The 22,325-nt window shown below is 72.3% G+C and carries 19 protein-coding genes; 3 read left to right on the forward strand and 16 right to left on the reverse strand.

Annotated elements, in window-relative coordinates:
- The first annotated feature begins 259 nt into the window (after positions 1 to 259).
- On the forward strand, positions 260 to 529 hold the full coding sequence (locus ABFJ78_RS25380) for a hypothetical protein (RefSeq protein ID WP_436388848.1): 270 nt from the start codon (positions 260 to 262) through the stop codon (positions 527 to 529).
- Here ABFJ78_RS25380 and ABFJ78_RS25385 read toward each other — a convergent pair.
- From ABFJ78_RS25385 to ABFJ78_RS25460, 16 genes are all read right to left on the reverse strand, one after another.
- Positions 526 to 1,107 (reverse strand): anthranilate synthase component II, encoded by a 582-nt coding sequence (locus ABFJ78_RS25385; RefSeq protein WP_436388849.1) that lies wholly within the window; start codon positions 1,105 to 1,107, stop codon positions 526 to 528. The two genes, ABFJ78_RS25380 and ABFJ78_RS25385, sit on opposite strands and share 4 nt — an antisense overlap.
- Positions 1,104 to 2,444, reverse strand: a complete 1,341-nt coding sequence (locus ABFJ78_RS25390) for an anthranilate synthase component I family protein (protein WP_436388850.1) — start codon at positions 2,442 to 2,444, stop codon at positions 1,104 to 1,106. The genes ABFJ78_RS25385 and ABFJ78_RS25390 overlap by 4 nt, the downstream gene beginning before the upstream one ends.
- On the reverse strand, positions 2,441 to 3,598 hold the full coding sequence (locus ABFJ78_RS25395; RefSeq protein ID WP_436388851.1) for a DUF362 domain-containing protein: 1,158 nt from the start codon (positions 3,596 to 3,598) through the stop codon (positions 2,441 to 2,443). Before ABFJ78_RS25395 ends, ABFJ78_RS25390 begins: the two co-directional genes overlap by 4 nt.
- Positions 3,591 to 4,265, reverse strand: coding sequence for a cyclase family protein (locus ABFJ78_RS25400; RefSeq protein WP_436388852.1), 675 nt, complete (start codon positions 4,263 to 4,265; stop codon positions 3,591 to 3,593). The genes ABFJ78_RS25395 and ABFJ78_RS25400 overlap by 8 nt, the downstream gene beginning before the upstream one ends.
- A 14-nt stretch (positions 4,266 to 4,279) precedes the next feature.
- Positions 4,280 to 5,614 (reverse strand): hypothetical protein, encoded by a 1,335-nt coding sequence (locus ABFJ78_RS25405; protein ID WP_436388854.1) that lies wholly within the window; start codon positions 5,612 to 5,614, stop codon positions 4,280 to 4,282.
- A gap of 19 nt (positions 5,615 to 5,633) precedes the next feature.
- Positions 5,634 to 6,875, reverse strand: a complete 1,242-nt coding sequence (locus tag ABFJ78_RS25410; RefSeq protein WP_436388855.1) for an MFS transporter — start codon at positions 6,873 to 6,875, stop codon at positions 5,634 to 5,636.
- Positions 6,872 to 8,089: an ATP-grasp domain-containing protein gene (locus tag ABFJ78_RS25415; RefSeq protein ID WP_436388857.1), complete on the reverse strand. Its 1,218-nt coding sequence runs from the start codon at positions 8,087 to 8,089 to the stop codon at positions 6,872 to 6,874. Before ABFJ78_RS25415 ends, ABFJ78_RS25410 begins: the two co-directional genes overlap by 4 nt.
- 50 nt (positions 8,090 to 8,139) lie before the next feature.
- The gene (locus tag ABFJ78_RS25420) at positions 8,140 to 9,408 is read right to left on the reverse strand and encodes an ATP-grasp domain-containing protein (RefSeq protein WP_436388858.1); all 1,269 of its coding nucleotides are present in this window, start codon (positions 9,406 to 9,408) and stop codon (positions 8,140 to 8,142) included.
- Between the two features lie 10 nt (positions 9,409 to 9,418).
- Entirely contained in the window at positions 9,419 to 10,015 is a 597-nt protein-coding gene (locus ABFJ78_RS25425) for a DsbA family oxidoreductase (protein ID WP_436388859.1), read from the reverse strand.
- Positions 10,012 to 11,100, reverse strand: coding sequence for a branched-chain amino acid aminotransferase (locus ABFJ78_RS25430; RefSeq protein ID WP_436388860.1), 1,089 nt, complete (start codon positions 11,098 to 11,100; stop codon positions 10,012 to 10,014). Before ABFJ78_RS25430 ends, ABFJ78_RS25425 begins: the two co-directional genes overlap by 4 nt.
- Positions 11,097 to 12,407 (reverse strand): 3-carboxy-cis,cis-muconate cycloisomerase, encoded by a 1,311-nt coding sequence (pcaB, locus tag ABFJ78_RS25435; RefSeq protein WP_436388861.1) that lies wholly within the window; start codon positions 12,405 to 12,407, stop codon positions 11,097 to 11,099. Before pcaB ends, ABFJ78_RS25430 begins: the two co-directional genes overlap by 4 nt.
- Positions 12,404 to 14,326 (reverse strand): FAD/NAD(P)-binding protein, encoded by a 1,923-nt coding sequence (locus tag ABFJ78_RS25440; RefSeq protein ID WP_436388863.1) that lies wholly within the window; start codon positions 14,324 to 14,326, stop codon positions 12,404 to 12,406. The genes pcaB and ABFJ78_RS25440 overlap by 4 nt, the downstream gene beginning before the upstream one ends.
- Before the next feature lie 72 nt (positions 14,327 to 14,398).
- Positions 14,399 to 15,463 carry a 3-deoxy-7-phosphoheptulonate synthase gene (aroF, locus tag ABFJ78_RS25445; protein WP_436388864.1) on the reverse strand — a complete coding sequence of 355 codons (1,065 nt, stop codon included), beginning with the start codon at positions 15,461 to 15,463 and terminating at the stop codon, positions 14,399 to 14,401.
- Entirely contained in the window at positions 15,460 to 17,124 is a 1,665-nt protein-coding gene (locus ABFJ78_RS25450; protein ID WP_436388865.1) for a class I adenylate-forming enzyme family protein, read from the reverse strand. Before ABFJ78_RS25450 ends, aroF begins: the two co-directional genes overlap by 4 nt.
- A gap of 227 nt (positions 17,125 to 17,351) precedes the next feature.
- Positions 17,352 to 19,166 (reverse strand): BTAD domain-containing putative transcriptional regulator, encoded by a 1,815-nt coding sequence (locus tag ABFJ78_RS25455; protein ID WP_436388866.1) that lies wholly within the window; start codon positions 19,164 to 19,166, stop codon positions 17,352 to 17,354.
- A 265-nt stretch (positions 19,167 to 19,431) separates the two neighbouring features.
- Entirely contained in the window at positions 19,432 to 20,256 is an 825-nt protein-coding gene (locus ABFJ78_RS25460; RefSeq protein ID WP_436388867.1) for an asparagine synthase-related protein, read from the reverse strand.
- A gap of 187 nt (positions 20,257 to 20,443) precedes the next feature.
- Here ABFJ78_RS25460 and larB point away from each other — a divergent pair, with 187 nt between their 5' ends.
- A complete protein-coding gene (gene larB, locus ABFJ78_RS25465) occupies positions 20,444 to 21,145 on the forward strand; it encodes a nickel pincer cofactor biosynthesis protein LarB (RefSeq protein WP_436388868.1) in 702 nt (233 codons plus the stop codon).
- Positions 21,142 to 22,323 (forward strand): nickel pincer cofactor biosynthesis protein LarC, encoded by a 1,182-nt coding sequence (gene larC / locus ABFJ78_RS25470; RefSeq protein ID WP_436388869.1) that lies wholly within the window; start codon positions 21,142 to 21,144, stop codon positions 22,321 to 22,323. Before larB ends, larC begins: the two co-directional genes overlap by 4 nt.
- The last annotated feature ends 2 nt before the right edge of the window (positions 22,324 to 22,325 follow it).

Here is a 22,325-nt window from a genome sequence, read left to right on the forward strand (position 1 = left end):
TCAGACCGCGCGGCCACGACTTTGCCGGAGCCCTGACCTCCGGCGCCCTGAAAGGGTCGTTCATGACGTCCGGGCTCGGGTCTTGCCCCCGCGCGTGGGCGTCGTGTTAGCCTGTCGCCGTGCAGCGCCTCATGACGTCCTCGCGACTCGTAACCCGGCGCGCCGGCTGAACCCAGGTCGCCGGCGCGCAGCGTCGTCGATCGCTCTTTTCCGGGACCTGGCCCCGATCTCGTTCCTTCTTTCTTTCGGGAGATCAGCCATGTCCACGTCTTTCGCCATTCCCGCGGCCCGCTCGGCGATGCTGCTGCGCCGCCGCATCGCCACGTACTTCGTCGGCGGCGCCGAGGAGATCCCGGCGCTGGTCGGCGCCCTGGGCGGCCACCTGGTCCACGAGCTGTCGGTCGACATCAAGGACGGCGTCCGCGAGAGCAGCATGGTCTGCGCGGTCCTGCTGGCCGCCGAGGAGGCCGAGCCGCTGCTCGAACGGCTGCGGGAGCTGCCTTCGGTCGTCTCGGCCGAACTCGCCTAACTGCGCACCAGGGTGCGCGAGCGCATCGCGTTCGCCACCATCGCCATCCCGCCCTCGGTGAACAGCGACTCCGGGTGGAACTGGACCCCCTCGATCGGCAGCTCGCGGTGCCGGATGCCCATCACCTCGCCCGTCGACGACCACGCCGTCACGACCAGGTCCGCCGGCAGGGACGCCGGGTCGAGTACCAGCGAGTGGTACCGGGCCACCGTCAAGGGATTCGGCAGCCCGGCGAACACACCGCGGCCGTCGTGGGCCAGGGGCGAGCACTTGCCGTGCATCGGCTCGGCCGCGTGCACCACCCGGGCGCCGAACGCCGCGCCGATCGCCTGGTGGCCCAGGCACACGCCGAGGATCGGCACGCGGCCCGCCAGCGCGCGGACCAGCTCGACCGAGATGCCCGCGTCCGCCGGGTCGCCCGGGCCCGGGGAGATGAGCACCAGCTCCGGCTCGAGCGCGGCGACGTCGGCCACCGTCACCTCGTCGTTGCGGTAGACCTGGCACGACGCACCCAGATCGCCCAGGTACTGCACCAGGTTGTAGACGAACGAGTCGTAGTTGTCGAGCACGCAGATCACGCGGCCGCCCCTTCCACCGTCACGCCGAGGGCCCGCGCCCCGGATCCGAGCTTCGCCAGGCACTCCGCGTACTCCTCGGCCGGGTCGGAGTCGTGGACGATGCCGCCGCCCGCCTGCAGCCGGATTTCGCCGTCGCACCAGACCATGCTGCGGATCGTCAGGTACAGGTCCACATGCGACACCCCGAACGAACCGGCCGCGCCCGAATACAGCCAGCGCCGGGCAGGCTCCAAGGAATCGATGATCTCCATCGCGCGCACCTTCGGCGTGCCGGTCATGGTGCCCGCCGGGAACGTCGCCCGGATCAGCTCGGCCGTGCCGCGCTCCCGGGCGGGCTCGCCCCACACGTCGGACGTCAGGTGCATGACGTGCGAATACCGCTCGACGGCCATCAACCGCTCCACCGACACCGTGCCGGGGCGGCACACCCGGCCGAGGTCGTTGCGGGCCAGGTCGACCAGCATCCGGTGCTCGGCCAGCTCCTTCACCGACGACCGCAGGTCGTCCTCGGCGAGCCGGTCGGCACGGCCGTCGCGGCCCCGCGGCCGGGTGCCGGCCAGCGGGCGGATCAGCGCCCGGCCACCTCTCAGCGTCAGGCACGGCTCCGGCGACGCCCCCACGGCCTCGAACTCCGGCCCGCCGAACCAGAAGTGGTACGGCGACGGGTTGATCTCCGTCAAGCGACGATAGACGGCCAGTCCGTCCACAGTGGCCGGTGCCGTCCAGGGATTCGACAGCACGAGCTGGAAGACGTCACCGTCGAGGATGTGCTGCTGAGCCCGGCGCAGAGCGTGGACGTACTCGTCGTATTCGAAACCGAACGTCCCGGTTCCGACCGCGACCGTCCCGAGTGGAGCGACGACGACCCGGTCGAGCGTGCGGGCGACCTGCTCGGCCGCCTTGCGGGCGGCCGCGGGGGTGGTACCCCGGCCGATCACCCGCCCCTCGGTGACCAGCACCTCGGGCAGGAAGAACTCGTACACCGGCCGCCCGCTCGCCGCGTGCCGGCTGGGCAGCCGCTCGAAGTCGCGCGCGGCGTCGTAGGCCAGGAACCCGTACCAGGCCACCTCGGCGTCGGTGGTGTCCGGCGGCAGGTCCAGCCCGGCCAGCAGGTCCACCGCCGCGGTGAGCGGGGCGGGCCCGTCGCCGCCGGGGTGCGACAGGACGGCGAGCTCGCCCGCGGCCAGCACCGCGTCGCGGCCGCCCGGCCCGGCGGTGAGCATGACGCGCCCGGCGGGCCGCAGCGCCGCGGCGGCCGCCACCGGGTCCACTGTGGACGCCAGCGGGACGACGCAGCGGTGCAGCCGGGCGCCCGGGGACAGCGCGGACGTGATCATCGCGCGACCGCCGGCACCCGGAACTGCGTCCGCTCGTGGTCGCCGACGGGCTTGCCCATGGCGTAGCGGAACGCGGCGAGCTGGATCGCCCGCGGCGGGCAGCCTTCGACGAAGATGCCGAGGTCCCGGCTCTCGTACAGGCAGTTGCCGACGAGGATGACCTCGCCGCGTAGCGGCGGCACCTCGACCTGGGGCCCGGAAATCACCGTCATCTCCCCGTCCCACTCGCACAGTTCCCCGGCCAGCGCCCGCATCGCGCCGGCGACGAACCGGCTGCACGCCGGGCAGGCGTTGTCCGCGTAGACGTGGATACCCTCGCGCGGCACGACGATCTCGACCGGCGCCTTCACCATGTCGAAGGCCAGCTCGTCGAGCGGGGACCCGAGCAGCTCGATGTCGTCGAGGGAAAGGGGGCCCATCCCCCGCACGTGCGCGTCCCGCAGGTACGCGACGCTGTCCGGGTCGAAGCCGGCCAGGGTTCCGACGGCGACGTCCAGCGCGACGGCGTTGCGGCTCGCCGCCAGGAAGCCGACCTCGCGGGCCCGGCCGTCCATCGGGTAGTTGCCCTCGATCACGGTGGTCCCGTCGCAGACCACCAGGTCCTGCGGGCGCATCAGGTTGAGGTCCACAGTGGACTCGTCGACGCCCGCCATGTGCACGATCCGCGTCGTGTACCCGGGCAGTAGCCCGACCAGGTTCTTCATCGCGTTCGAGTAGACGACGCTCGCGTGCGTGCGCAGCTGCGGGACGCCGATGAAGTAGTCGCAGTCCAGGATCAGCTCCGGGACGGCGATCGGCACCCGCAGCGACGTCGCCCCGGGGATGCCGGTGATGCGCAGCGGGAGGTCGTCGAAGCTGACCACGCGGGCGTACTTCGCGGCCTCGTGGTCGCGCAGGATCTCGTAGATGGCGTGCGTGCGCTCGGCGATCACCGGCCGCGCCCCGTGTTCGGCGACGGCGCGGGCGATCGCGGCCAGCAGCGCCGGGCGCACGTGGAATCCGGGCGCGGTCTGGAACAGGTTCGGCTTGATCAGCACCTCCGCGCCCGGCGGCAGCGCGGACAGGGGGTCGCCGAGCAGGTCGAGCATCCGCGCCAGGCCGTCCGGCACGTCGGCGTCACCGCCGACGGCCGAAAGGGCGACCTGTTCAGTCATCGGTGTCCTCCATCGCGATGACGCGCGCGGGCGCGGCTTCGGCGCCGGCGACCTTGGTCGGCAGCGCGATCAGCTGCACCACCTGCTTGGTCAGCTCGTGCATGTTGGTGACGTACTCCAGCAGCGGGATCCCGGCGGCGAGCAGCGCGTGGTGCACCGGGGACTCCGCGTCGCCGGGCCGTTCGGTGAGACAGTCGAAGCCGATGAGGCAGGCGCCGTTGTCGATGGCCCACTGCGCGGCCGACAGCGTCAGGTACGGCGGGCGGTCCCAGTAGTCGGGCCGGCCCCAGTTGTGCCGCAGGTAGTCCGTGCGGATGAGCAGCCGGTCGCCCGCCTGCCACACCGGCCGCAGGGCCTGCTCCAGGTCGTCGCCGGTCACCTCGTCGAGCTCACCCTTGTGCGACAGGTCGGCGACGCAGGCGCGGCCGATCAACGTCCGCAGCGGCACCTCGTCGATGCCTTCGGTGCCGGGGTAGAAGTGCAGCTTGTACTCCATGTGCGTCCCGTTGTGCGGGAACACGTGCAGGTACGAGAAGGTGCGCTTGGTGCCGTACGGGTCGGTCTCCGGCGTCATCGAGCGTTCGCTGACGAACTTCGGGAACCAGTCGGCGGGGTAGGACGGCATTCCGTCGTAGAAGCCGTGGGTGAGGTCGACGAGTCGGGGCACCGGGTTCTCCTTGCTCAGCAGGTGAAGAGGCAGGTGTTGCGGACGTCGGGGTTGTTGATCATCGTGATGACGGTCGTTCCGCCGGGCGGGATCGCGCGCACGCCGCCGCCGGACAACCCTGTCGGCGTCATGAACGCCGCCCACAGCGCATACCACTCGGAGCGTTCTCCGGTGTCGGGGTCGATCACCGTCTCCAGGTTGGGCCGCACGATCTCCTGGACGAGCGATCCGGTCCGCGAACCGGCCTCCAGGGTCTCCCGCCACGTCGCGGCGTCGACCTCCGGGCCGATGACGACGCCTTGGCCGCCGTAGAGGCCGGTCGGCTTGAACACCAGCTGGTCCTGCCGCTCGAGGCACTCGTCGATGCGGCCGGCGTCCGGGCCGGCGCCGGGGCGGCCGAGCATCCGGCACCACGGCAGCACGCGCTCGATCGCGGCCCGCTCGTCCGGTTCGAAGATGTTCACGAACTCCGACAGCATCGCGAGGGTTCCCTTGTTGCTGAACACGTTCGTCGGCGTCCAGACGACGACCTGGCCGTTCTCGTGGGCGCGGAAGACCGGTTCCAGGAGGGCGTCGCAGTCCGGGTGCTCCAGCATTTCCTCGAGGCCGTAGTAGCGCAGGATGACGTCGACGCCCGCGCCGTCGAGGTACGGCTTTCCGGCCCGGAACTCCAGGTCGCCGATCTCCCCGACGCGGCAGACGACGTCGTTTTCTTCCAGCAGTTCGGCGATCGCGCGCCGCTGGTGGCCGTACGTCGTCATGCCGCCGGGGCCTTCGACGATCGCGACCACCGGGTCGCCGGCCCCGATCGTCTTGCCCGCGTTGCGCAGCGCCCCGGCGAGGTCGGAGCCCATGTCGAGGAACCCGAGCCCGTGCTCGGCGGCGAACTCGGCGACCGCCGGGACCCGCAGGTACGCCTTGGGCAGCGTGCCCACCATGTCCAGGCCGCCGAGCGCGCTGCCGATGTTGTACTCGAGCAGCTTGAACGCCGAGCCGTCGTAGTAGACGTCGGCGCGCCCGTAGAGCGGCGGGGGTTCCTCGCCGAGCAGCCGGGTCATCAGCGCCGCGTGCCGGTCGTCGATGCCCAGCGACCGGCGGAACCGGTCGAAGTCGCCGCCGAAGAGCCGCCGCGGCAGGCTGCCGACGAGTTCGTAGACCGTGACGAGGTCGCGGCCGAACGCCCGGTACTCCGCCTCGTCGACCACGATCGGCCGCGGCAGCAGCCGGGGCCAGGACAGGCGCTTGGTCTCCGACAGCTCGAGGCTCGCCCGCGCGTGGCGCAGCGGGCTGTCCGCCTCCTCGCACCCGGCGAGGTAGGCCTTGGTGATCCGCTCGGACCGTGCCGACATGGTTTCCTTCCCAGTGGATTCAGGCGGAGACCGCGACGCGGGTCTCGCGCCGGGCCAGGATCGCCCGGTACTGCAGGATGATCACGACGCCGAAGGCCAGGTAGATCCCGGCCATCCCGGCCGTGCTCACCACCGCGCTCAGGCTGATCAGGATCGAGTTGACGATCTGGCCGAACCGGATGTGCAGGTAGTACGCGGCCAGGTACCGCGGCCGGCCGTCGTCCGGGGCCAGCTCGGCCAGCAGCGCCTGCTGCACCGGCAGGTTCATCAGCTCCCCGACGGTCAGCACGACGACGGCGACGAGCAGCAGCCAGGCGTCGTCGGTGACGGCGAGCACCGCGAACCCGCCCGCGTACAACGTGATTCCCGCGTACAGGCGCGTGCGGTCCGGCATCCGCTTCAGCAGCGTGTTGACCACCAGCGCGAACGCGACGACCAGGATCGTGTTGACCGCCTTGAGCACGCCGAGCATCTCGACGCCGGTCACCGCGCCGAACGGGAACACCGGCTGCGTGGGGAAGTCCGTCGACAGCCGGATGCCGATCGCGGTGCTCAGCTGCCCTTCGAGAGTCAGGATCAGCGTGGCGGCGATGATCAGCCGGCGGAACGTCGAGTCGGCGAGCACGACCTTGTAGCCCTGGGCGAACTGCGCGAGCCCGGTGAGCTTGGTGGGCGGCCGGGGGATCTCCGGCCTGGTCTCGGCGACCATCGTCACGGTGATCGTGAGGGCGAAGGCCATCCCGATGGCGCCGCCGAGGATCACCGCGCCGAAGTGGGCGCTGTACAGGAACGCGCCGAGCAGCGCACCGGTGCCGAGGGCGAGGTTGATCACCCAGTAGTTGACCGTGTAGACGAACTTGCGCTCGTCCGGCGGCGTGACGTCGATGATCGTCGCGTCGTTGGCGGGCAGCGCGAGGTTCGTCCCGAACTTCACCACGGCGTAGGAGAAGTAGACCGCGAGCGCGCCCCACTCCGAGTAGTACGCGACGGCCATCACCGCGAGGAAGCCGGTGCCGATCAGGTCACCGATGACGAGCACCGGACGACGGCCCCAGCGTTCGGACAGGTGCCCGCCCACCAGCATCCCGACCACCGCGAACGCGGCGAACACCAGGATCAGCGCGCCGGCGACCGCGACACCGACGTGCGCCGCCAGGTAGATCGCGATGAACGTGAGGATCATCGCGTCGATCAGCTTGTGCACGAACGCGAGGCCGATCCGGACCCGGACGTTGCGGTGCAGGGCGAAGAAGCTCCTCATCGGAGGACCACCTCGATCAGGGAGCGGACGTGGTCCGCGCGGGCTTGGGCCTGTTCGGCGTCTTCGGAACCGGTGAGAATGACGAACCCGTGCCGGGTCTTGGAGCTGACCGTCTCCGGCAGGACGTCTCCGGGGGCGAACGGGAAGCTCAGAGTGTCCACATAGGGCAGTGCTTTCACCGCGTCGAGACCCGACACCGATTGCAGAACCCCCGTGGGGAAGGAGAAGTACGCGATGTGCCCCACCGAGCCGCCCGGCTCCGGCAGTGACGTCCGCCCGGCGAGCGCGGCGAACATCGCGCGCTTGACGTCGAACCCGCGCGCGTGCTGGATGATGTCGGGGATCTTGTCCCCGCCCAGCCGCGCCTGTGATTCCACGATCCGCGGTCCGTCGGCGGTCAGGATGACCTCGGTGTGCGCCGGGCCGCACTGGTAGCCGACGGCGTCGAGCAGCTCGACCGCGAGCGCGGCGGCCTCCCGCGTCTCCGCCGTCTCCGGCTCACCGAAGAGGTGGCCCCGCTCGACGAAGTGCGGCAGCGGGCCGAGCAGCTTGCGCGTCACGCCGATGACGTGGTGCTCGCCGCGCACGGTCATCGTCTCGACGCTGAACTCGGGACCGCGCAGGTATTCCTCGACCAGCAACGGCCCGGAGTACGCCAGCGCGGCCAGCTCGTCGCCCCAGGCGGGCAGCTCGGCCGGATCGATGAGCAGCCGCGTCCCGCGGCTGGCCGACAGCGCGGCGGGCTTCACAACGACGGGCAGTGTGAAGTCGCCGAGCAGCGCCTCGACGTCCTGCCAGCGGTCCGCCACGGCGAACCGGACGGTCGAGATGCCCTTGTCGCGCAACAGGGTCCGCATGGCGAGCTTGTCGTTGAGCAGGAACACCGAGCGCGGCGAGTTGACCGCCGCGCCCAGTTCGTCGGCGACCTCGTAGGCGAGCTGCATGCTCTCCTCGCTGCCGACGTGCCAGACGTGGCCGGCGCCGGTGTCCCGGACGGCCGCGCGGATCGCTTCGGCGTAGGCGGCCCGGTCGGTGAAGTCGACCAGCCACAGGCTCTCGGCGAGGCTCTCGACCTCCTTGAGGTACGCGGGCGCGTCCGCGCCGAACAGCCGCGTGGCCTCGGCCGGGTCCCAGATCGCCGTGATCCGGAAGCCCTCCGCCCGCGCCTTGCCGAGGTATGCCTTGTAGGGCATCACCATCACGAGGTTCGGCATGTCTTCTCTTCCTCCCGTCCGGACGCCGTCCAGCCTCGCCGACGCGGCCATCAGCGGGCCATCGGCGGCGCATCGGCGCGGGTTTCGACCACGATCTGCTGGGCCGCCGCCTCGGCGATCCGGCCCGCCAGGTAGGCGTCGGCGGCCGTCGCGAGGACGTGGCCGACGCGGTCTTCGTTGACCCGCAACGGGTCGACGCGCCCACCAGGCCGCACCGACACCCCGGCTTCGCGGACCCCGGGCACCGCGGTCGCGATGTCCAGGCCGGTCACGGCGGTCACGATCCCGGGGTCGGCGGTGAGGTACCGGATGGCCGCGCCGCGCGCCGGCTCGGTCACGACGTCGCTGGCGGACTCCCCCAGGTACTGGCGGATCAGCAGTTCCATCGTGCACCACCCGAAGCTCGCGTCCATCAGCTCGGTGATCCGGTCGCCGGCCGGCCGCGGGTTGATCTCGATCAGCTTCGGGCCGTCGCCGGTGTACTTGAGTTCGACGTGCGCGATGCCGAGGTCGAAGCCGACGGCCTCGGTGGCGGCCACCGCGGCCGACTCCAGCTCGCGCCGGACCGCGGCGGGCAACGCCGTCGGGAAGCCGTGCCCCAGCTCGACGAACCGGTTGCGGCCGCCGAGGATCTTGTCGGTGACGCCGAGCACACGGACCGTGCCCGCCTCGGCCAGCACCTCGACGCTGACCTCGAACCCGACAAGGCACTCCTCGACGAGCACCTCGGGCGAGCGGGCCTGGCCGCGGCGGTTGGTCGTCGCGGAACGGATGGCGGTGAACGTCCCGGTGACCTCATCGAGCGTGGTGCAGCGGACGACGTGCGCGCCGCTGGTCTCGTCCACCGCCTTCACCACGCACGGCAGCCCGATCTCCTCCGCCGCCAGCACGGCCCGCCCGGCCGTCGTGACGACGCGGAACTCCGGCACGGGCACCCCGCGTTCGGCCCACCGCCGTCGTTGCGCGGCCTTGTCGCGGGCGATCCGGACGGCGGCCGGGTCAGGGCCGGGCAGGCCGAGCTGGCGGGCCGCTTCGGCGGCCTGGATGACCTCGTACTCGGCCACCGAGAGCAGTGCGTCGAGCGGCTTGGCGGCGTCGACGGCCTTGACCGCCTCCAGCAGCGGTTCCAGCTCGTGGGTGGGGCAGGACACGAACTCGTCGACGCACCGGTCCAGCACTTCGGTGCCGCCCGGCGTCGCGTGGTAGCGGTCCAGCCCGCAGCTGAAGAAGGTGACGTGCAGGCCCAGCCCGCGCGCCGCCCGCAGGGCGTCGAAGCCGGATCCGGACCGGTTCGACTCGACGAACCCGATGCGTCTCATGTCCGTTCCCTCACTCGTAACTCAGGCCCGGCGTCCGGGCGCGCTTCAGCTCGAAGAAGTGCGGATTGCGCGAGAGCGCGACCACGCCGTCGAAGAGGTCGACCGCATCCCGCCCGCGCGGGATGGCGTTGAGCACGGGCCCGAAGAAGCCGATTCCGTCGACGTGGATGGCCGGGGTGCCGAGGTCCGCGCCGACCGGGGCCAGCGCCTCGGCGTGGCTCTTGCGCAGGGCTTCGTCGTACTCGGTGCTCTCCATCGCGTCGATGAGCCCGGCCGGCAGCCCGACCTCGGCCAGTGCCTGCGCGACGACGTCGGGAAAGTCCTTGTTCCGTCCCCTGTGGATCCGGGTGCCGAGCGCGGTGTAGAGGTCGCGCAGGACCTCCTCGCCGTGCTGCTGGGCGGCGGCGACGCAGACCCGGGCCGGGCCCCACGAGCGGTCGCAGAACTCGCGGTACCACGGCTCGATTTCGCGGTCTTCGTTGAGCACGCCGAGGCTCATCACGCGGAACCGCAGGGTGATTTCGCGGTGGCGTTCGACTTCGAGGATCCACCGCGAGGTGATCCAGGCGAACGGGCAGGCGGGGTCGAAGTAGAAGTCGATCTTCACGGGGTCCTCTCCGGGGTGTGCAACCAGCCGAACTCGTCGGGGGTTTCGCCGTACTGAATGTCCAGCAAGGCGTTCAGCAAGCGGCGGGTGACCGGGCCCGTCATGCCGTCGCCGATGGCCCACTCGCGGTCCGGCGTGACGGCGTGCCCGACCGGGGCCAGCGCGCGGGCCGTGCCGCACGCGAACGTCTCGGTGATGCGACCCTCCCGGGAGCGGCGTTCCCAGTCGTCGAGGGTGACCGGCTCTTCGGCGACCGCCAAGCCGAGCCGCGGGGCCAGCCGCAGGATCGAGTCGCGCGTGACGCCGGCCAGCAGCGTCCCGCTCAGCGGCGGCGTCACGAGCCGGTCGCCTTCGACGAAGAACAGGTTGGAGCCGCCCACTTCTTCGACGTACCGGCGCTCGCGCGCGTCCAGCCAGACGACCTGGTGGCAGCCGTGCGCCGCGGCCTCGCGCTGCGCGACGTACGACCCGCCGTAGTTGCCGCCGCACTTGATCGTGCCGGTGCCGCCGTCCGCCGCGCGGACGTACTCGGGAGACGCCCACAGCCGGATCGGGGCCGGTTCCGCCGTCGCGGGCCGGGCGGGGCTGCCGATGACCGCGAACAGGTATTCCTCGGCGGGCCGGTTCGACAGGTGCGTCTCGCCGGCGATCATGAACGGCCGCAGGTAGAAACTGTGCCCACGCGCCCGCGGCACCCAATCGCCGTCCACGCGCAACAGCGCCGTCACGGCCGCGAGGAAGTCCGCCTCCGGCAGCTCCGGCATGGCCATCCGGCGGGCCGACCGCGCGAACCGGGCGGCGTGGTCGTGCGGCCGGAAGAGGACGTGCTTGCCGTCCGGGCGCCAGAACGCCTTCAGCCCCTCGAAGATCGTCTGTCCATAGTGGAACGCCATGGTCGCGGGGTGCAGCGAGAACGCGGCGAGGGGCCGGCTGCGGGCGTCGTGCCAGCCGCGGCCGGCGGTCCACCGGGCGGTGACCATGTGGTCGGAGTAGAGCGACCCGAAGCCCGGCATCCGCAGCAGCTCCTCGCGCTGGTCGGCGGGCATCGGATCGGTCCGCTCGTGGGCGAAGTCCAGGGTCGTCATCGTCGCTCCTCGCGTTCGAAGCGGGCCAGGGCCCGGTCGGCCAGCGGGCCGGAAAGTCCGGTGTAGCCCGCCGGGTCCAGCAGGCCGGGGGAAACGTCGAGCAGGCCGGCCAGGTCCGCGCCGGTGCGCTCGGCTTCGGCGGTGGCCTCGGTCAGCAGGCGCTTGGCCGCGGCCTTGCCCAGTTTGGGGGCCAGGACGGCGTTGATACGCTCGGAGACGATCGCGCCCCGCGTCAGCCGCAGGTTCGCCGCCATCGCTTCGGGGTGCACCCGCAGCGTCTCGGCCAGCCGGACGGAGTTGGCGGCGGCCCCGGCCGTGATGCGCAGCGCGTCCCGCAGCGGCTGCCACTCGGCGTGCCAGCCACCCGACGAACGCTCGTCCTCGGCCGTCATCGACGCGAACAGCACGACGGCGAGCGGGGGCAGCTGCCGGGCCGCGGTCGCCACGAGCGTCGCGAACACCGGGTTGTGCTTCTGCGGCATCGCCGAGGACGCCCCACGCCCGGGCGCGCGCTCCTCGGTGACCTCGCCGATCTCGGTACGGGCCAGCACGAGGACGTCCGCGGCGATCTTGCCGAGTGCGCCTGTGGTGACCAACAGCGCCGAAGCGACGTCGGCGATCGGCGTGCGGCTCCCGTGCCAGGGCAGGACTTGCGGGGCCAAGCCGAGCTTTTCCGCCACGCGGTCGGGCAGTTCCAGCGAGCCGGGCCCGTACTCCTCGTAGGCGGCGAGCGTTCCGGCCGCGCCGCCGAGCGAGACCGGCAGGTCCGCGCGCGCCCGGCGCACCCGCTCGACGGCGTCGAGGACGAGGTGCAGCCAGGTCGCCGCCTTGAGCCCGAACGTGACGGGCACGGCGTGCTGGGTCAGGGTGCGCCCGGCCATCGGCGTGTCCCGGTGGGTCCGGACGTGGTCCGCCAGGCTCGCGGCGGTGGTTCGCAGATCGCGCTCGACGCGGTCGAGGGTACTCGCGCACAGCAGCATCAGGGCGGTGTCGAGGATGTCCTGGCTGGTGCTGCCGCGGTGGACGTACTCGGCGGCGGCCGGGGCGACGGCCGCGGTGAGCCCGGCGACGAAGGCGACCACCGGGTTCGCCGTCTCGCGCACTCCCGCCGCGATCGACCGCAGGTCGAGGTCGGTCACCTCCACCTCTCGTATGGCCTTCGCCGCGGTCTCGGGAACCACACCCAGTTCGGCTTGTGCCTCGGCCAGCGCGGCCTCGGTGTCGAGCATCGCGGCCAGCAGAGCGTGGTCGTCGACGAGCGCGCCGGCGCCGGTTCCGGCCCACGCGGGAGCGAGCAGCTCGCTCATGCGGTCCTCCCCAAGTCGTCCCGTTCGACGGCGATCCGCAGGCACGAACGCGCGATGGCGTCCGCGTCGCCGAGGATCACCGAATTGACGCCGGGCCGGATGCCCGCCGCCGTCACCCAGTGCACCGCTTCGGTCGGCACGCCGAACGCGAACCGGCTCGGGTGCGGCCGGTTTTCCGCGTCCAGCACGTGGTACGGCCGGCGCGTCACCGCGAGGCCGCCCGTCTCGAACTCGCCGATGCGGTACGGACGGCATTCCCCGCGCGCCAGCAACGCGCGCAGCAGCGGGTCCGTCGTGCGCCGCAAATCGGTGTCCGGCAGGCGTGCCTCGATCAGCGTCTTCGCGCGGATCGCGACGTCGGGGCACGCCGCCGAGCGTGCGGCGAACCGGCCGCCGGCCGCCTCGATCCGCAGGTCCGGGCCGAGCACTTCGAGCACGCCCGCGTCGAGGAGCGCACCGAACTGCTCGACGCGCCCGGCGGGCGGCCCGATCGACAGGTACGCGTTGAGCGGCATGTACCAGCGCCGCAGGTCGTCGCGGTAGGACGCGCCGGAGATGCCGCCGTGGTCGACGACCAGCCGGATCTCGTTGCGCAGGTCGCGCAGCACATCCGTGGCCGCCTTGAGCGGGCCGGTCACGTTGCCCTTGTGCGCCTCCGCGAGTTCCATGTCCACAAAGGACCGAAGCCACACGCGGAAGGTCGCCGTCGAAGCCAGGTCGGCCGCCGAGTAAGGCGCCGCGACCGTCCGCCAGTCCCAGGTCCGGTCGAGCCCGAACTTGGCCAGCACGATCCGCTGCGCCTCGGTTTCGCGCACCGCCAACGGATCCGCGGGCACCTCCGCGGGCCCGGCCGCAGCGAACGCTTCGGTGAGCTCCTCGACGTCGCACGCGCATCCGCGTTCCCGCACCAGGGCCGCGTAGAAGACCGTGCGGACCTCCTGGTCGATCAGCGGCCAGACGTCCCGGCGGAAGTCGGCGCCGTCCCGCAGCCGCTCGATCACGGATGTGGTGAGGAACCGCGGTTCGTGCCGTCCGGACGCGCCCTTTTCGTTGCGGGCGCGGGCCTGGTACGGGACGCCGCGCCGCGACCCGGCGACCAGCCGCGGCTCCCGGCCGGACGGCACATACGTCAGCGCGCCGCCCGGCTCGCGGGTGAACTCGCCGCCGCGCCCGAGCGTGAACAGGGCCAGGTGGTCGAAGAAGTTCAAGCCCATCCCGCGCAGCAGCACCGGTTCGCCGGCGGGCACGTCGTCGAGCGACGCGTCGGCCGGGTTGCCCGGCGGCACGTATCGCAGGCCGTGCCGCCCGGCGTACCGGCTCAGGTCCGCTTCGGCCGGGCTGAGCTCGTGCGGCTGGTGGCCGAGCGCCAGCACGACGGCGGCCAGCCCGCCGATCGTCGTGCCGTCGTCCAGCAAGACGTCCTGCCGGCCGCCGGCGTCCCGGACGTCGACCGCCCGCGCCTGGTGCGCCACGAACTCGAGCGACGGCGGCGCGGTCCGGGTGATCCGCCGCCGCGTCCACCGCAGGTAACTGCCGTAGAACGCCCGCGACGGGTAGTCGTCCGGCCCCAGCTCCTCGGCTTCGGCCCGGACGGCGTCCGGCACGGCCGGGCTGCCGAGCAGGGCGATCGAGCGTGCCCACTCGTACAGGCTCGGGCCGCGCACGACCGGGCCCGCGCAGTCGACGGTGTCATCGACGAACATCGTCACCTGCGACGCGACGGTGTTCATCAGCAGCAGGCGGTCCTGCGTGCTGCGCCACACCTGGCCGCCGTCGGCCAGCCGCGGGTCGACGAGGTGCACCACGAGCCGGTGGCCCCGCGGCACGAGCGCGCGTGCGTTGGCGCTCAGCCGTTCCGCGACCGACAGCCCGCGCGGGCCCAGCCCGACCACGGCGATCTCCGACGTCTCCCCGAACACTGTCTCCCACTCCCGTACAGGTCGTGAGTGGGAAACAGTGTTCAACCCTGTTTCCCACTCACGACGTCTTGGTCAGCGTTTCTGCAAGGTGCGGCCCAGGCCGGCCGCGGCGCCGGCGAGCCGGGTCATCAGCCCGGCGAACTGCTCCGGCCGCAACGCCTGCTTGGCGTCGCACAGCGCCTGCTCCGGCTGGACGTGCACGTCGACAAGCAGCGCGTCCGCACCGGCCGCGACCGCGGCGAGCGACAGCGGCTCCACCAGCTCCGGACGTCCGCCGGAGTGGCTCGGGTCCACGATGACCGGCAGGTGGGTGCGCTGCTTCCACAGCGCCACCGCCGTCAGGTCGAGGGTGAACCGCGCCGACGGCTCGAACGTGCGGATGCCGCGCTCGCACAGCACCACCTGGTCGTTGCCCTCCAGCAGCAGATACTCCCCGGCGGAAAGGGTCTCCTCGACCGTGCAGCCGAACCCGCGCTTGAGCACGACCGGCAGGCCGCTCTGGCCCACCGCGCTCAGCAGCGCGAAGTTCTGCATGTTCCGCGCGCCGATCTGGAAGCCGTCGACGACCTCGGCCAGCCGCTTGACGTGCTCGGCGTCGACGACCTCGGTGACGAACGGCAAGCCGGTCTGCTTCCGGGCTTCGACGAGCAGCTCGAGACCGCCGAACCCGAGACCTTGGAACGAATGCGGTGACGTCCGCGGCTTGAAGACCCCGCCCCGCAACGCGACGGCGCCGTGCTCGGCGACGAGCTCCGCCGTCGCCAGCATCTGTTCCGGCGTCTCGACCGCGCACGGCCCGGCGATCACCGCCACCGAGCCGTCCCCGATCGTGGCCGGGCCCAAGGTGACCTCCGTCCCGGCCGGCCGCAGCTCCCGGCGGCCGAGCCACGCCTCGCCGCCCCGCGGCACGCGCCGGGTCGGCGACGGCAGGTCCGCCGCCGCGGCGAGCAGCTCGGGGTTGTCCACTCCGGACACCGGGAGGACGTGGCTCGCGCCGAGGCGGTACACCTGCGTCGGCGAGCCGGCGGACGCCAGGTACCGCAGCCAGCCGTCGACCCGGGCGCGGGTCACGGTCTCGTCGAACACGAGCAGTTGGTCTTGGTGGGTCACGGCGATCGTCTCTTCTCCGATGGTCACGCGAGCGCGTCGCTCGTCGCGAGGTTTTTGCCCCGGCGGTCCCGGACGTGGACGGCGAGGTCCTTGTACTTGTCGCGGAGGAAGCGCTTGAGCGACTTCCCGGTCACACCGAGCGGAAAGTCGTCGTCGCCGGCGGCGACCTCGACGACCGACAACTCGGGTTTCCCGTTGGCGCGCAGGGCTTCGTTGGCCGCGAACAGCACCTTCTCGGCGTCGACGTCCCGGCCGGTCACGACGGCCACGGCCACTTTCCGGCCGCCGTAACCGCCGGCCACGACGGTGCAGTCTTCGACGCCCGTGACCTCGTTGAGGATCAGCTCCTCCATGAGCACCGAGTAGCCGGGCCCTTCGGCGGTGTGCACGACGTCGACCGCGCGGTCGACCTGGTAGAAGTTGCCCTCTTCGTCGCGGTAGGCGACGTCCCCGGTCAGCCAGTAGCCGGCGAGCTTGCTGCGGTAGTAGGTGTCCTGGTTGCCCCAGTACCCCACGGTCATCGACGGCGGTTTCGCGCCGAGGAAGCCGTACTCGTAGGGCTCGGCGAGCGTGCCGTTCTCCCGCACGATGGCGACCTCGGCGTAGCCGACGGACTTGCCGACGCAGCGGTCGTTGCGCTCGGTCGCGAGGGTGCGCGGCTGCATGAGCACGCCCCAGCCCAGCTCGGTGGTGCCGAGCCGGTCCAGGAACGCGGCCGGTGGCAGCTCCGGCGACCGGCGGCCGAGGATGTTCTTCAGGTGCCGCTCGTGGATGGCGTCCGCCATGGACACCCAGATGTTCACCGAGTCGAGCGCGCCCTTCGGCGTCTCGATCGCCGCGAGCTCCGGGTAGGCGTGGCCGAAGGCCATCACCATCGTCGGCTTGTGCGTCTCGACGGCTTCGGCCAGCTCGCTGCCGGAAACGTCCCGGTGGACGACCATCGGCTGCCCGCCCAGCACGGCGTAGGCGTTGAAGGACACACAACCCTGGTGCGACTGCGGAAGCGCGTTGAGGATGAGCGCGTCCGGCTCTTCCTGGTAGTTCACCGCACGCCACTTCGGACCGTCCAAAATGGTCTTGTGGGTGTGGATGACCGGCTTCGGCAGGCCGGTGGTGCCGGAGGAGTGCATGAGGCCGACGGGGTCGTCCGGGTGGTGCCGGAACCGGTCCGCGTCCGGGAGGACGGCCGAGGGCGGCCCGTCCTGGTAGGTGTGGACCCACTTCAGGTTCAGCCGGTCGAGGTCCGGGGCGACCCGGGCGAGCCGCTCGGCGTCGGTGTAGAGGCCGATGGCCCCGCTGCGCTCGATCAGGGCGACGGCGCTGTCCCGCTTCGCGTTGCTGTTGATCAGCATGGAGATCGCGCCGATCCGCGCGAGCGCCGAGAGGTGCAGGAAGTACTGGATGGAGTCCGGCGGGAAGACGGCGACCCGGTCGTGCGGCCGCACCCCGCGCTCGAGGTACCAGACCGACCAGCTCTGCACGAGGTGGTCGAGGTCGCGGAGGCTGAACCAGTGCCGCGTCTCGCCGTCGGTGTACGGGATCGGCGTGAGCGAGTGGATGAAGGGCTCGTCCGGGAACGGGTTGAGTTCGAGCATGGCGGGCAGCAGGTTTCCCCCGCCGATGCTCGGATCGGCGAGCACCCGGGCGCGCAGCTCGGGGCTCAGGACGGTCTTGTGCGTGAACTCCATGGCATCACTTTCTGCTGCGGGACCACGGTTTTGGCTCCTGGACCCGAGGATGCCGGGCGGGACCATCGGCGTTGCATCAGCGCTACATCGGTGCGGATGCATTGCGAGACAAGGCTTCGCGCTCGGTACCGGAGTTGTCACCGAAGGACAGCCCGCCCGGACGACGTGAATGACTCATTCCTGTCGCCTGGCGACAGGAACGAGTCATTCACTGCATCGCGGCGGGGTCAGCCGAGGCTGCACTCCAGCGCGCCGACCGAGGGCAGCGTCGTGCGGCCGAACGTCGTCAGCAGCGCCTCGGGCTCCTCGCCCTTCGCCCGGGCGTGCTCCCGGACCAGGGCGTGGAAGTGGTACCGGCCCGCCGTCCGCTGCCGCAGCACGTGGGCGTCGAACAGCTCCTCCAGCAGCCGTTCCGCCTCCGGCACCGGCCGGCTCAGCAGCAGCGCCGCGTCGGCCGCGTCGAACTCCTCGCCGGCGAACGCGCCCAGCGCCCGGAACAGCCGGCGCTGCTCGGCCGTCAGCCGCTCGTACGACACCTCGAACCGCGCCGCCACGCTGCGGTCCTCCAGGCCGAGCTCGGCCAGCCGCCGCCCGCGGTCGCGCAGGCGGAGCGCCAGGTCGTCCAGGGTCCACGCCGGCCGGTTGTGGAAGCGGCACGCCGCGATCGTGATCGCCAGCGGCAGGTTCCCGCACAGCGCCACGATCTCCGCGACCGCGTCCGGCCGGCCCGCGGTCCGCTCCGGTCCGGCGATCCGGGTGAACAGCGCCGCCGCGTCCGGCGCCGGGAAGACGTCCAGCGAGCGGGACGTCACCCCGTCGAGGCCGGTCAGCCGGCGGCGGCTGGTGATGATCACCTGCGCCTTGCCCGTGCCGGGCAGCAGCGGGCGGACCTGCCGGGCGTCGAGGGCGTTGTCCAGCACCACCAGGACGCGCCGCTCGGCGACCTCCGCGCGCCAGCGGGCCGCGCGCTGCCGGGCGTCGCGGGGGATCCGGGCCGGCGGGAGCCCGAAGTCCAGCAGCAGCCGCTCCAGCGCCGCGCCCGGTTCGAGCGGCGTCTGGCCGGCCGTGTGCCCGTGCAGGTCGATGTAGAGGTGGCCCTCCGGGTACCGGTGCGCGAGCTGGTGGGCGAGCCGGACGGCCAGCGTCGTCTTGCCGACGCCGGCCATCCCGTCGACGGCCAGGATGCTCAACGCGGTCCCGGCGGGCCGGCTGCCGGCCAGGAAGCGCAGTTCCTCGGCGCGGCCGGTGAAGTGCGCGGTGTCGTACGGCAGGAACGACCGGCCCGGCGCGGGCTCGGGCCGCCGCTTCGGCGGGTCGTCGCGCAGGATCCGTTCGTACAGCTCGCGGATGCTCGCCCCGGGGTCGACACCCAGCTCGTCGCGCAGCATCCGCCGGCCCTGCTCGTACGCGTTGAGCGCGTCGGCCGTCCGGCCGCACCGGTGCAGGGCCAGCATCAGCAGCTTGCGGGTCTCCTCGCGCAGCGGGTGCCGCGAGACGAGCTCGCCGAGCTGCGGCACGAGCGCCGACGCCTCGCCGCCGTCCAGGCGCAGCCCGATGAGCCGTTCGGTCGCGGTCAACCGGTTCTCTTCCAGCCGCGCGGCGGCGATCTCGAACACCGAACTCTGCAACCCCGACAGCGCGGGCCCGTTCCACAGGGCGAGCGCCGCCTCCAGGTGCTCGACGGCGAAGGTGGTCCGCCCGGCCGCGGCCGCCGCCGAGGCGGACGCGACCAGCGCGGTGAACCGGTGCGCGTCGACGTTCTGCGGGTCCGCGGTGATCCGGTAGCCGGGGCCGTCCTTGACGACGAGGTGCTTGGCCGCCCCGAAGCTGCGTCTCAGCGCGGCGACGGCGTTGTGCAGCTGTCTTCGCGCGGTCACCGGCGGCTCACCGTCCCACATGGCCTCCAGCAGCCGGTCGGCGCCGACCACCTTGTTCACGTTCAGCAGCAGCATCACCAGCAGCCGCTGCTGGCGCAGCCCGCCGAGGTCCACCCGCTCCCCGTCACGCTGGACCCGCAAGGTGCCGAGCAACTCGAAGTACATGCGATCCTCCCCCACCGTACGCGGGCGGCTACCGCTCGCAGCGGCAACCGCCGAACTCGGGAAATATAGCCGAGAAACGCGCTCGGCAAGACGGAATAACCGACACGGTGATTTCGGCACGGCAACCGATAATGATCGACTCGGTCCGTACACGAATCGTCGCAATTGGCCGACGAATATATCCGACGTGACAGCGACGGGTCCGGTGTGTGGTTTTTTCATAGCCCGTTCGGCGACGGCACAAATCACCGCGCGGGCAAATGACCTACGACGGTGGTGCGAGTGCGGGTGCGCGATAGGCCCCGATCTCGCCCGGGCCGGTCAGCCCGAGGCCGGCGAGTTCGCCGACGACGGCCGCGGCGAGCCCCGGCCGCGCCGCGACTGCCCCGTGCGCAGGGCCATCCACCTCCACCCGGAATCCCCGGCCGAGCAAGCGGACGCGCAGGTCGTGCGGGCGGATCCCCGCCTCGGCCAGCCGCGCGCCCACCGCGATCTCGGCGCGTTCCACCAGTCCCAACCTCCGTAAAGAGACGGGCACGCCCACGGAGATACGTGAGGCCAGGCAAGGTGTCGACGGCTTGTCCGCCACGGGCAGCGCCCACGCGGCCGCCAGCGCCCTGACCTCGGCCTTCCCCAGCCCGGCCGCCGCCAGTGGCTCGACGACCCGCAGCTCGCGGGCCGCGCGCAGGCCGGGCCGGTGCAGGGCGCGGTGGTCGTCGGCGTGCGTCCCGGTCGCCACGTGCGCGAACCCGCGCCGCAGCGCCAGCGCGCCGATCGCGTCCAGCACCGTGCGTTTGCAGAAGTAGCAGCGGTCGCCGGCGTTGTCCCGGTATCCGGGAACGTCGAGCTCACCGGTCGGGACCTCGGCGAGCTCGACGCCGAGGCCGGCCGCGATTTCCCGCGCCGCGGCGAGTTCGGCCCGCGCGAGGCTCGGCGAGTCGGCGATCGCCGCCAGCACGCGGCCGCCGGGCAGCGCCTGCGCCGCCGCGGCCAGCACGAGCGCCGAGTCGACGCCACCGGAGAAGGCGACGGCGACCGCGCCGAGCGCGCGGACCCGGTCCAGCAGCCGGTCTTCGATTCCGGCGTCCATTACGGCGTCCCCGCTGGTAGCGCGGGCGCGGTGATCCCATTTCGGCAAAAGAACAGCACTATGTCCTCCGCTCGAGGCGTCTTGCGTTCGGTAAGTCGATCGCGGCGGGTCCACCCAGTCAACCCATTGCCGTATTCGTGCGACATCCCCCGGGAGCAGTTTACATACGACGCGCGAGAAGGCTAACGTGTCGAAGGTGGTATCGACTGGGGTTACGGCGACGACCGCCGATCTGGGCTTTGCGCGATTGGACCTCGACCGGGCCGCCCGGACCGGGGATCCGGAAGTGGTGTTCGGGGCGGGGAAGACCCCGGAGCAGATCGCGGCCGCGCTCGCGCGGCTGCACGAAGCCCATCCGGACCGCGCGGTGCTCGCCACGCGGGCCGGCGACGAGGCGCGCGCGCTGTGCCGGGATCGCTTGCCCGGCGCGGACATCGACGACACCGGCCGCACGGTGACGCTCGGGACCGTGCCACCGCCGCGCGGCAAGGTGGCCGTCGTGTGCGCGGGGACGTCGGACCTGCCCGTCGCGCGGGAGTGCGCCACGACGGTCGCGGTCTTCGGCGCGGAGTCGGACCTCGTCGTCGACGTCGGCGTGGCCGGGCTGCACCGGCTGCTGGCCGAACGCGACCGGATCGCCGCCGCCGACGCCGTCGTGGCGATCGCCGGTATGGAGGCCGCGCTGCCGACCGTCCTCGGTGGACTGTGCGGCAAGCCGCTGGTCGCCGTGCCCACGAGCGTCGGCTACGGCTGGCACCTCGACGGCCTGACCGCGTTCCTGACCATGCTCAACAGCTGCGCCCCCGGCGTGGTGACGGTCAACATCGACAACGGCTTCGGCGCGGGCGTCGCCGCCGCCCGCGTCGCCCGGCAGTCGGCGGCACCGTGACCGTCGCGTGGATCGACGCGGGCAACGGCTGCGCCGGCGACATGCTGCTGGCCGCGCTGGTCGACGCGGGCGCGGACTTCGACGCGATCACCGAAGGCCTGGCCGCGCTGCGCGTCGACGGCATCCGGCTGACCGAGCGGGTGGTGCGGCGGCACGGCCTGCGGGCGCGGCACGTCGTCGTCGAGGCGCCCGAGACGCGGCACGCCCGCCACCTCCCGGAGATCCTCTGCCTGATCTCCGAAGCCGCACTGCCCGAGGCCGTGAAAGCCTTTGCCAGCAAGGTGTTCGGCCGGCTGGCGGACGCGGAAGCCGCCGTGCACGGCATCGGCCGGGACCACGTGCACTTCCACGAAGTCGGCGCGCTGGACGCGATCGCCGACATCGTCGGGTGCGCCCTCGGCCTGGAGGCGCTCGGCCTGCTGGACGCGACCGTGACGGTCTCGCCGATCGCCGTCGGCGGCGGCACGGTGACCGCGGCGCATGGCCGGCTCACCGTGCCGCCGCCCGCGGTGCTCGCCCTGCTCACCGACGCGGGTGCGCCGGTCGCCGCGCACCCGGCGGCGCGGGAGCTGTGCACGCCCACGGGCGCCGCGCTGCTCGTGACGCTGGCCGGCACCTACGGCCCGATGCCGGCGTGCGTGCCGGTCAAGGTCGGCGTCGGCGCGGGCACGGCCGATCCACCCGGGCACGCGAACATCGTCCGTGTGGTCGTCGGCGCGGCTTCGGAGGAGCGCGCGTGGGTGCGCGCGAAGATGACCGTCGTCGAGACGACGGTGGACGACCTCGACCCCCGGCTCTGGCCCGAAGTCCTGGCCGCCCTGCGCGGCGCGGGGGCCGCCGACGCGTGGTGCGCGCCGGTGACCGCGCCGAAGGGCCGGCCGGGCATGGTCCTGACGGCGCTGACGGCCGACGACCGCGTCGACGGCGTCTGCGCGGCGGTGTTCGCCCACACGTCGACCCTCGGCGTGCGGCTGTCCCCGGTCGAGCGGCGGTCCCTGCCGCGCGACAGTGTGACGGTCGACTACCGCGGGCACGAGGTGAGCGTGAAACGCGGGTTCCTCAACGGATCCGTCGTCACCGCGCAGCCGGAGTACGACGAGGTCAAGGCCGCCGCGGACGCCACCGGGCAGCCGCTGCGCCGGGTGCTGGAAGAGGTGCGCGCCGCCGTCGCGACGTGACC

Source organism: Amycolatopsis sp. MEPSY49, assembly GCF_051337345.1.
Lineage (GTDB): Bacteria > Actinomycetota > Actinomycetes > Mycobacteriales > Pseudonocardiaceae > Amycolatopsis.

What these genes read in the sequence shown, in the direction of transcription:
- ABFJ78_RS25380 (WP_436388848.1), top strand. Translation starts at nt 260, where the DNA reads ATGTCCACGTCTTTCGCCATTCCCGCGGCCCGCTCGGCGATGCTGCTG.
- ABFJ78_RS25390 (WP_436388850.1), bottom strand. Translation starts at nt 2,444, where the DNA reads ATGATCACGTCCGCGCTGTCCCCGGGCGCCCGGCTGCACCGCTGCGTC.
- ABFJ78_RS25395 (WP_436388851.1), bottom strand. Translation starts at nt 3,598, where the DNA reads ATGACTGAACAGGTCGCCCTTTCGGCCGTCGGCGGTGACGCCGACGTG.
- ABFJ78_RS25405 (WP_436388854.1), bottom strand. Translation starts at nt 5,614, where the DNA reads ATGTCGGCACGGTCCGAGCGGATCACCAAGGCCTACCTCGCCGGGTGC.
- ABFJ78_RS25410 (WP_436388855.1), bottom strand. Translation starts at nt 6,875, where the DNA reads ATGAGGAGCTTCTTCGCCCTGCACCGCAACGTCCGGGTCCGGATCGGC.
- ABFJ78_RS25415 (WP_436388857.1), bottom strand. Translation starts at nt 8,089, where the DNA reads ATGCCGAACCTCGTGATGGTGATGCCCTACAAGGCATACCTCGGCAAG.
- ABFJ78_RS25420 (WP_436388858.1), bottom strand. Translation starts at nt 9,408, where the DNA reads ATGAGACGCATCGGGTTCGTCGAGTCGAACCGGTCCGGATCCGGCTTC.
- ABFJ78_RS25430 (WP_436388860.1), bottom strand. Translation starts at nt 11,100, where the DNA reads ATGACGACCCTGGACTTCGCCCACGAGCGGACCGATCCGATGCCCGCC.
- pcaB (WP_436388861.1), bottom strand. Translation starts at nt 12,407, where the DNA reads ATGAGCGAGCTGCTCGCTCCCGCGTGGGCCGGAACCGGCGCCGGCGCG.
- ABFJ78_RS25450 (WP_436388865.1), bottom strand. Translation starts at nt 17,124, where the DNA reads ATGGAGTTCACGCACAAGACCGTCCTGAGCCCCGAGCTGCGCGCCCGG.
- ABFJ78_RS25455 (WP_436388866.1), bottom strand. Translation starts at nt 19,166, where the DNA reads ATGTACTTCGAGTTGCTCGGCACCTTGCGGGTCCAGCGTGACGGGGAG.
- ABFJ78_RS25460 (WP_436388867.1), bottom strand. Translation starts at nt 20,256, where the DNA reads ATGGACGCCGGAATCGAAGACCGGCTGCTGGACCGGGTCCGCGCGCTC.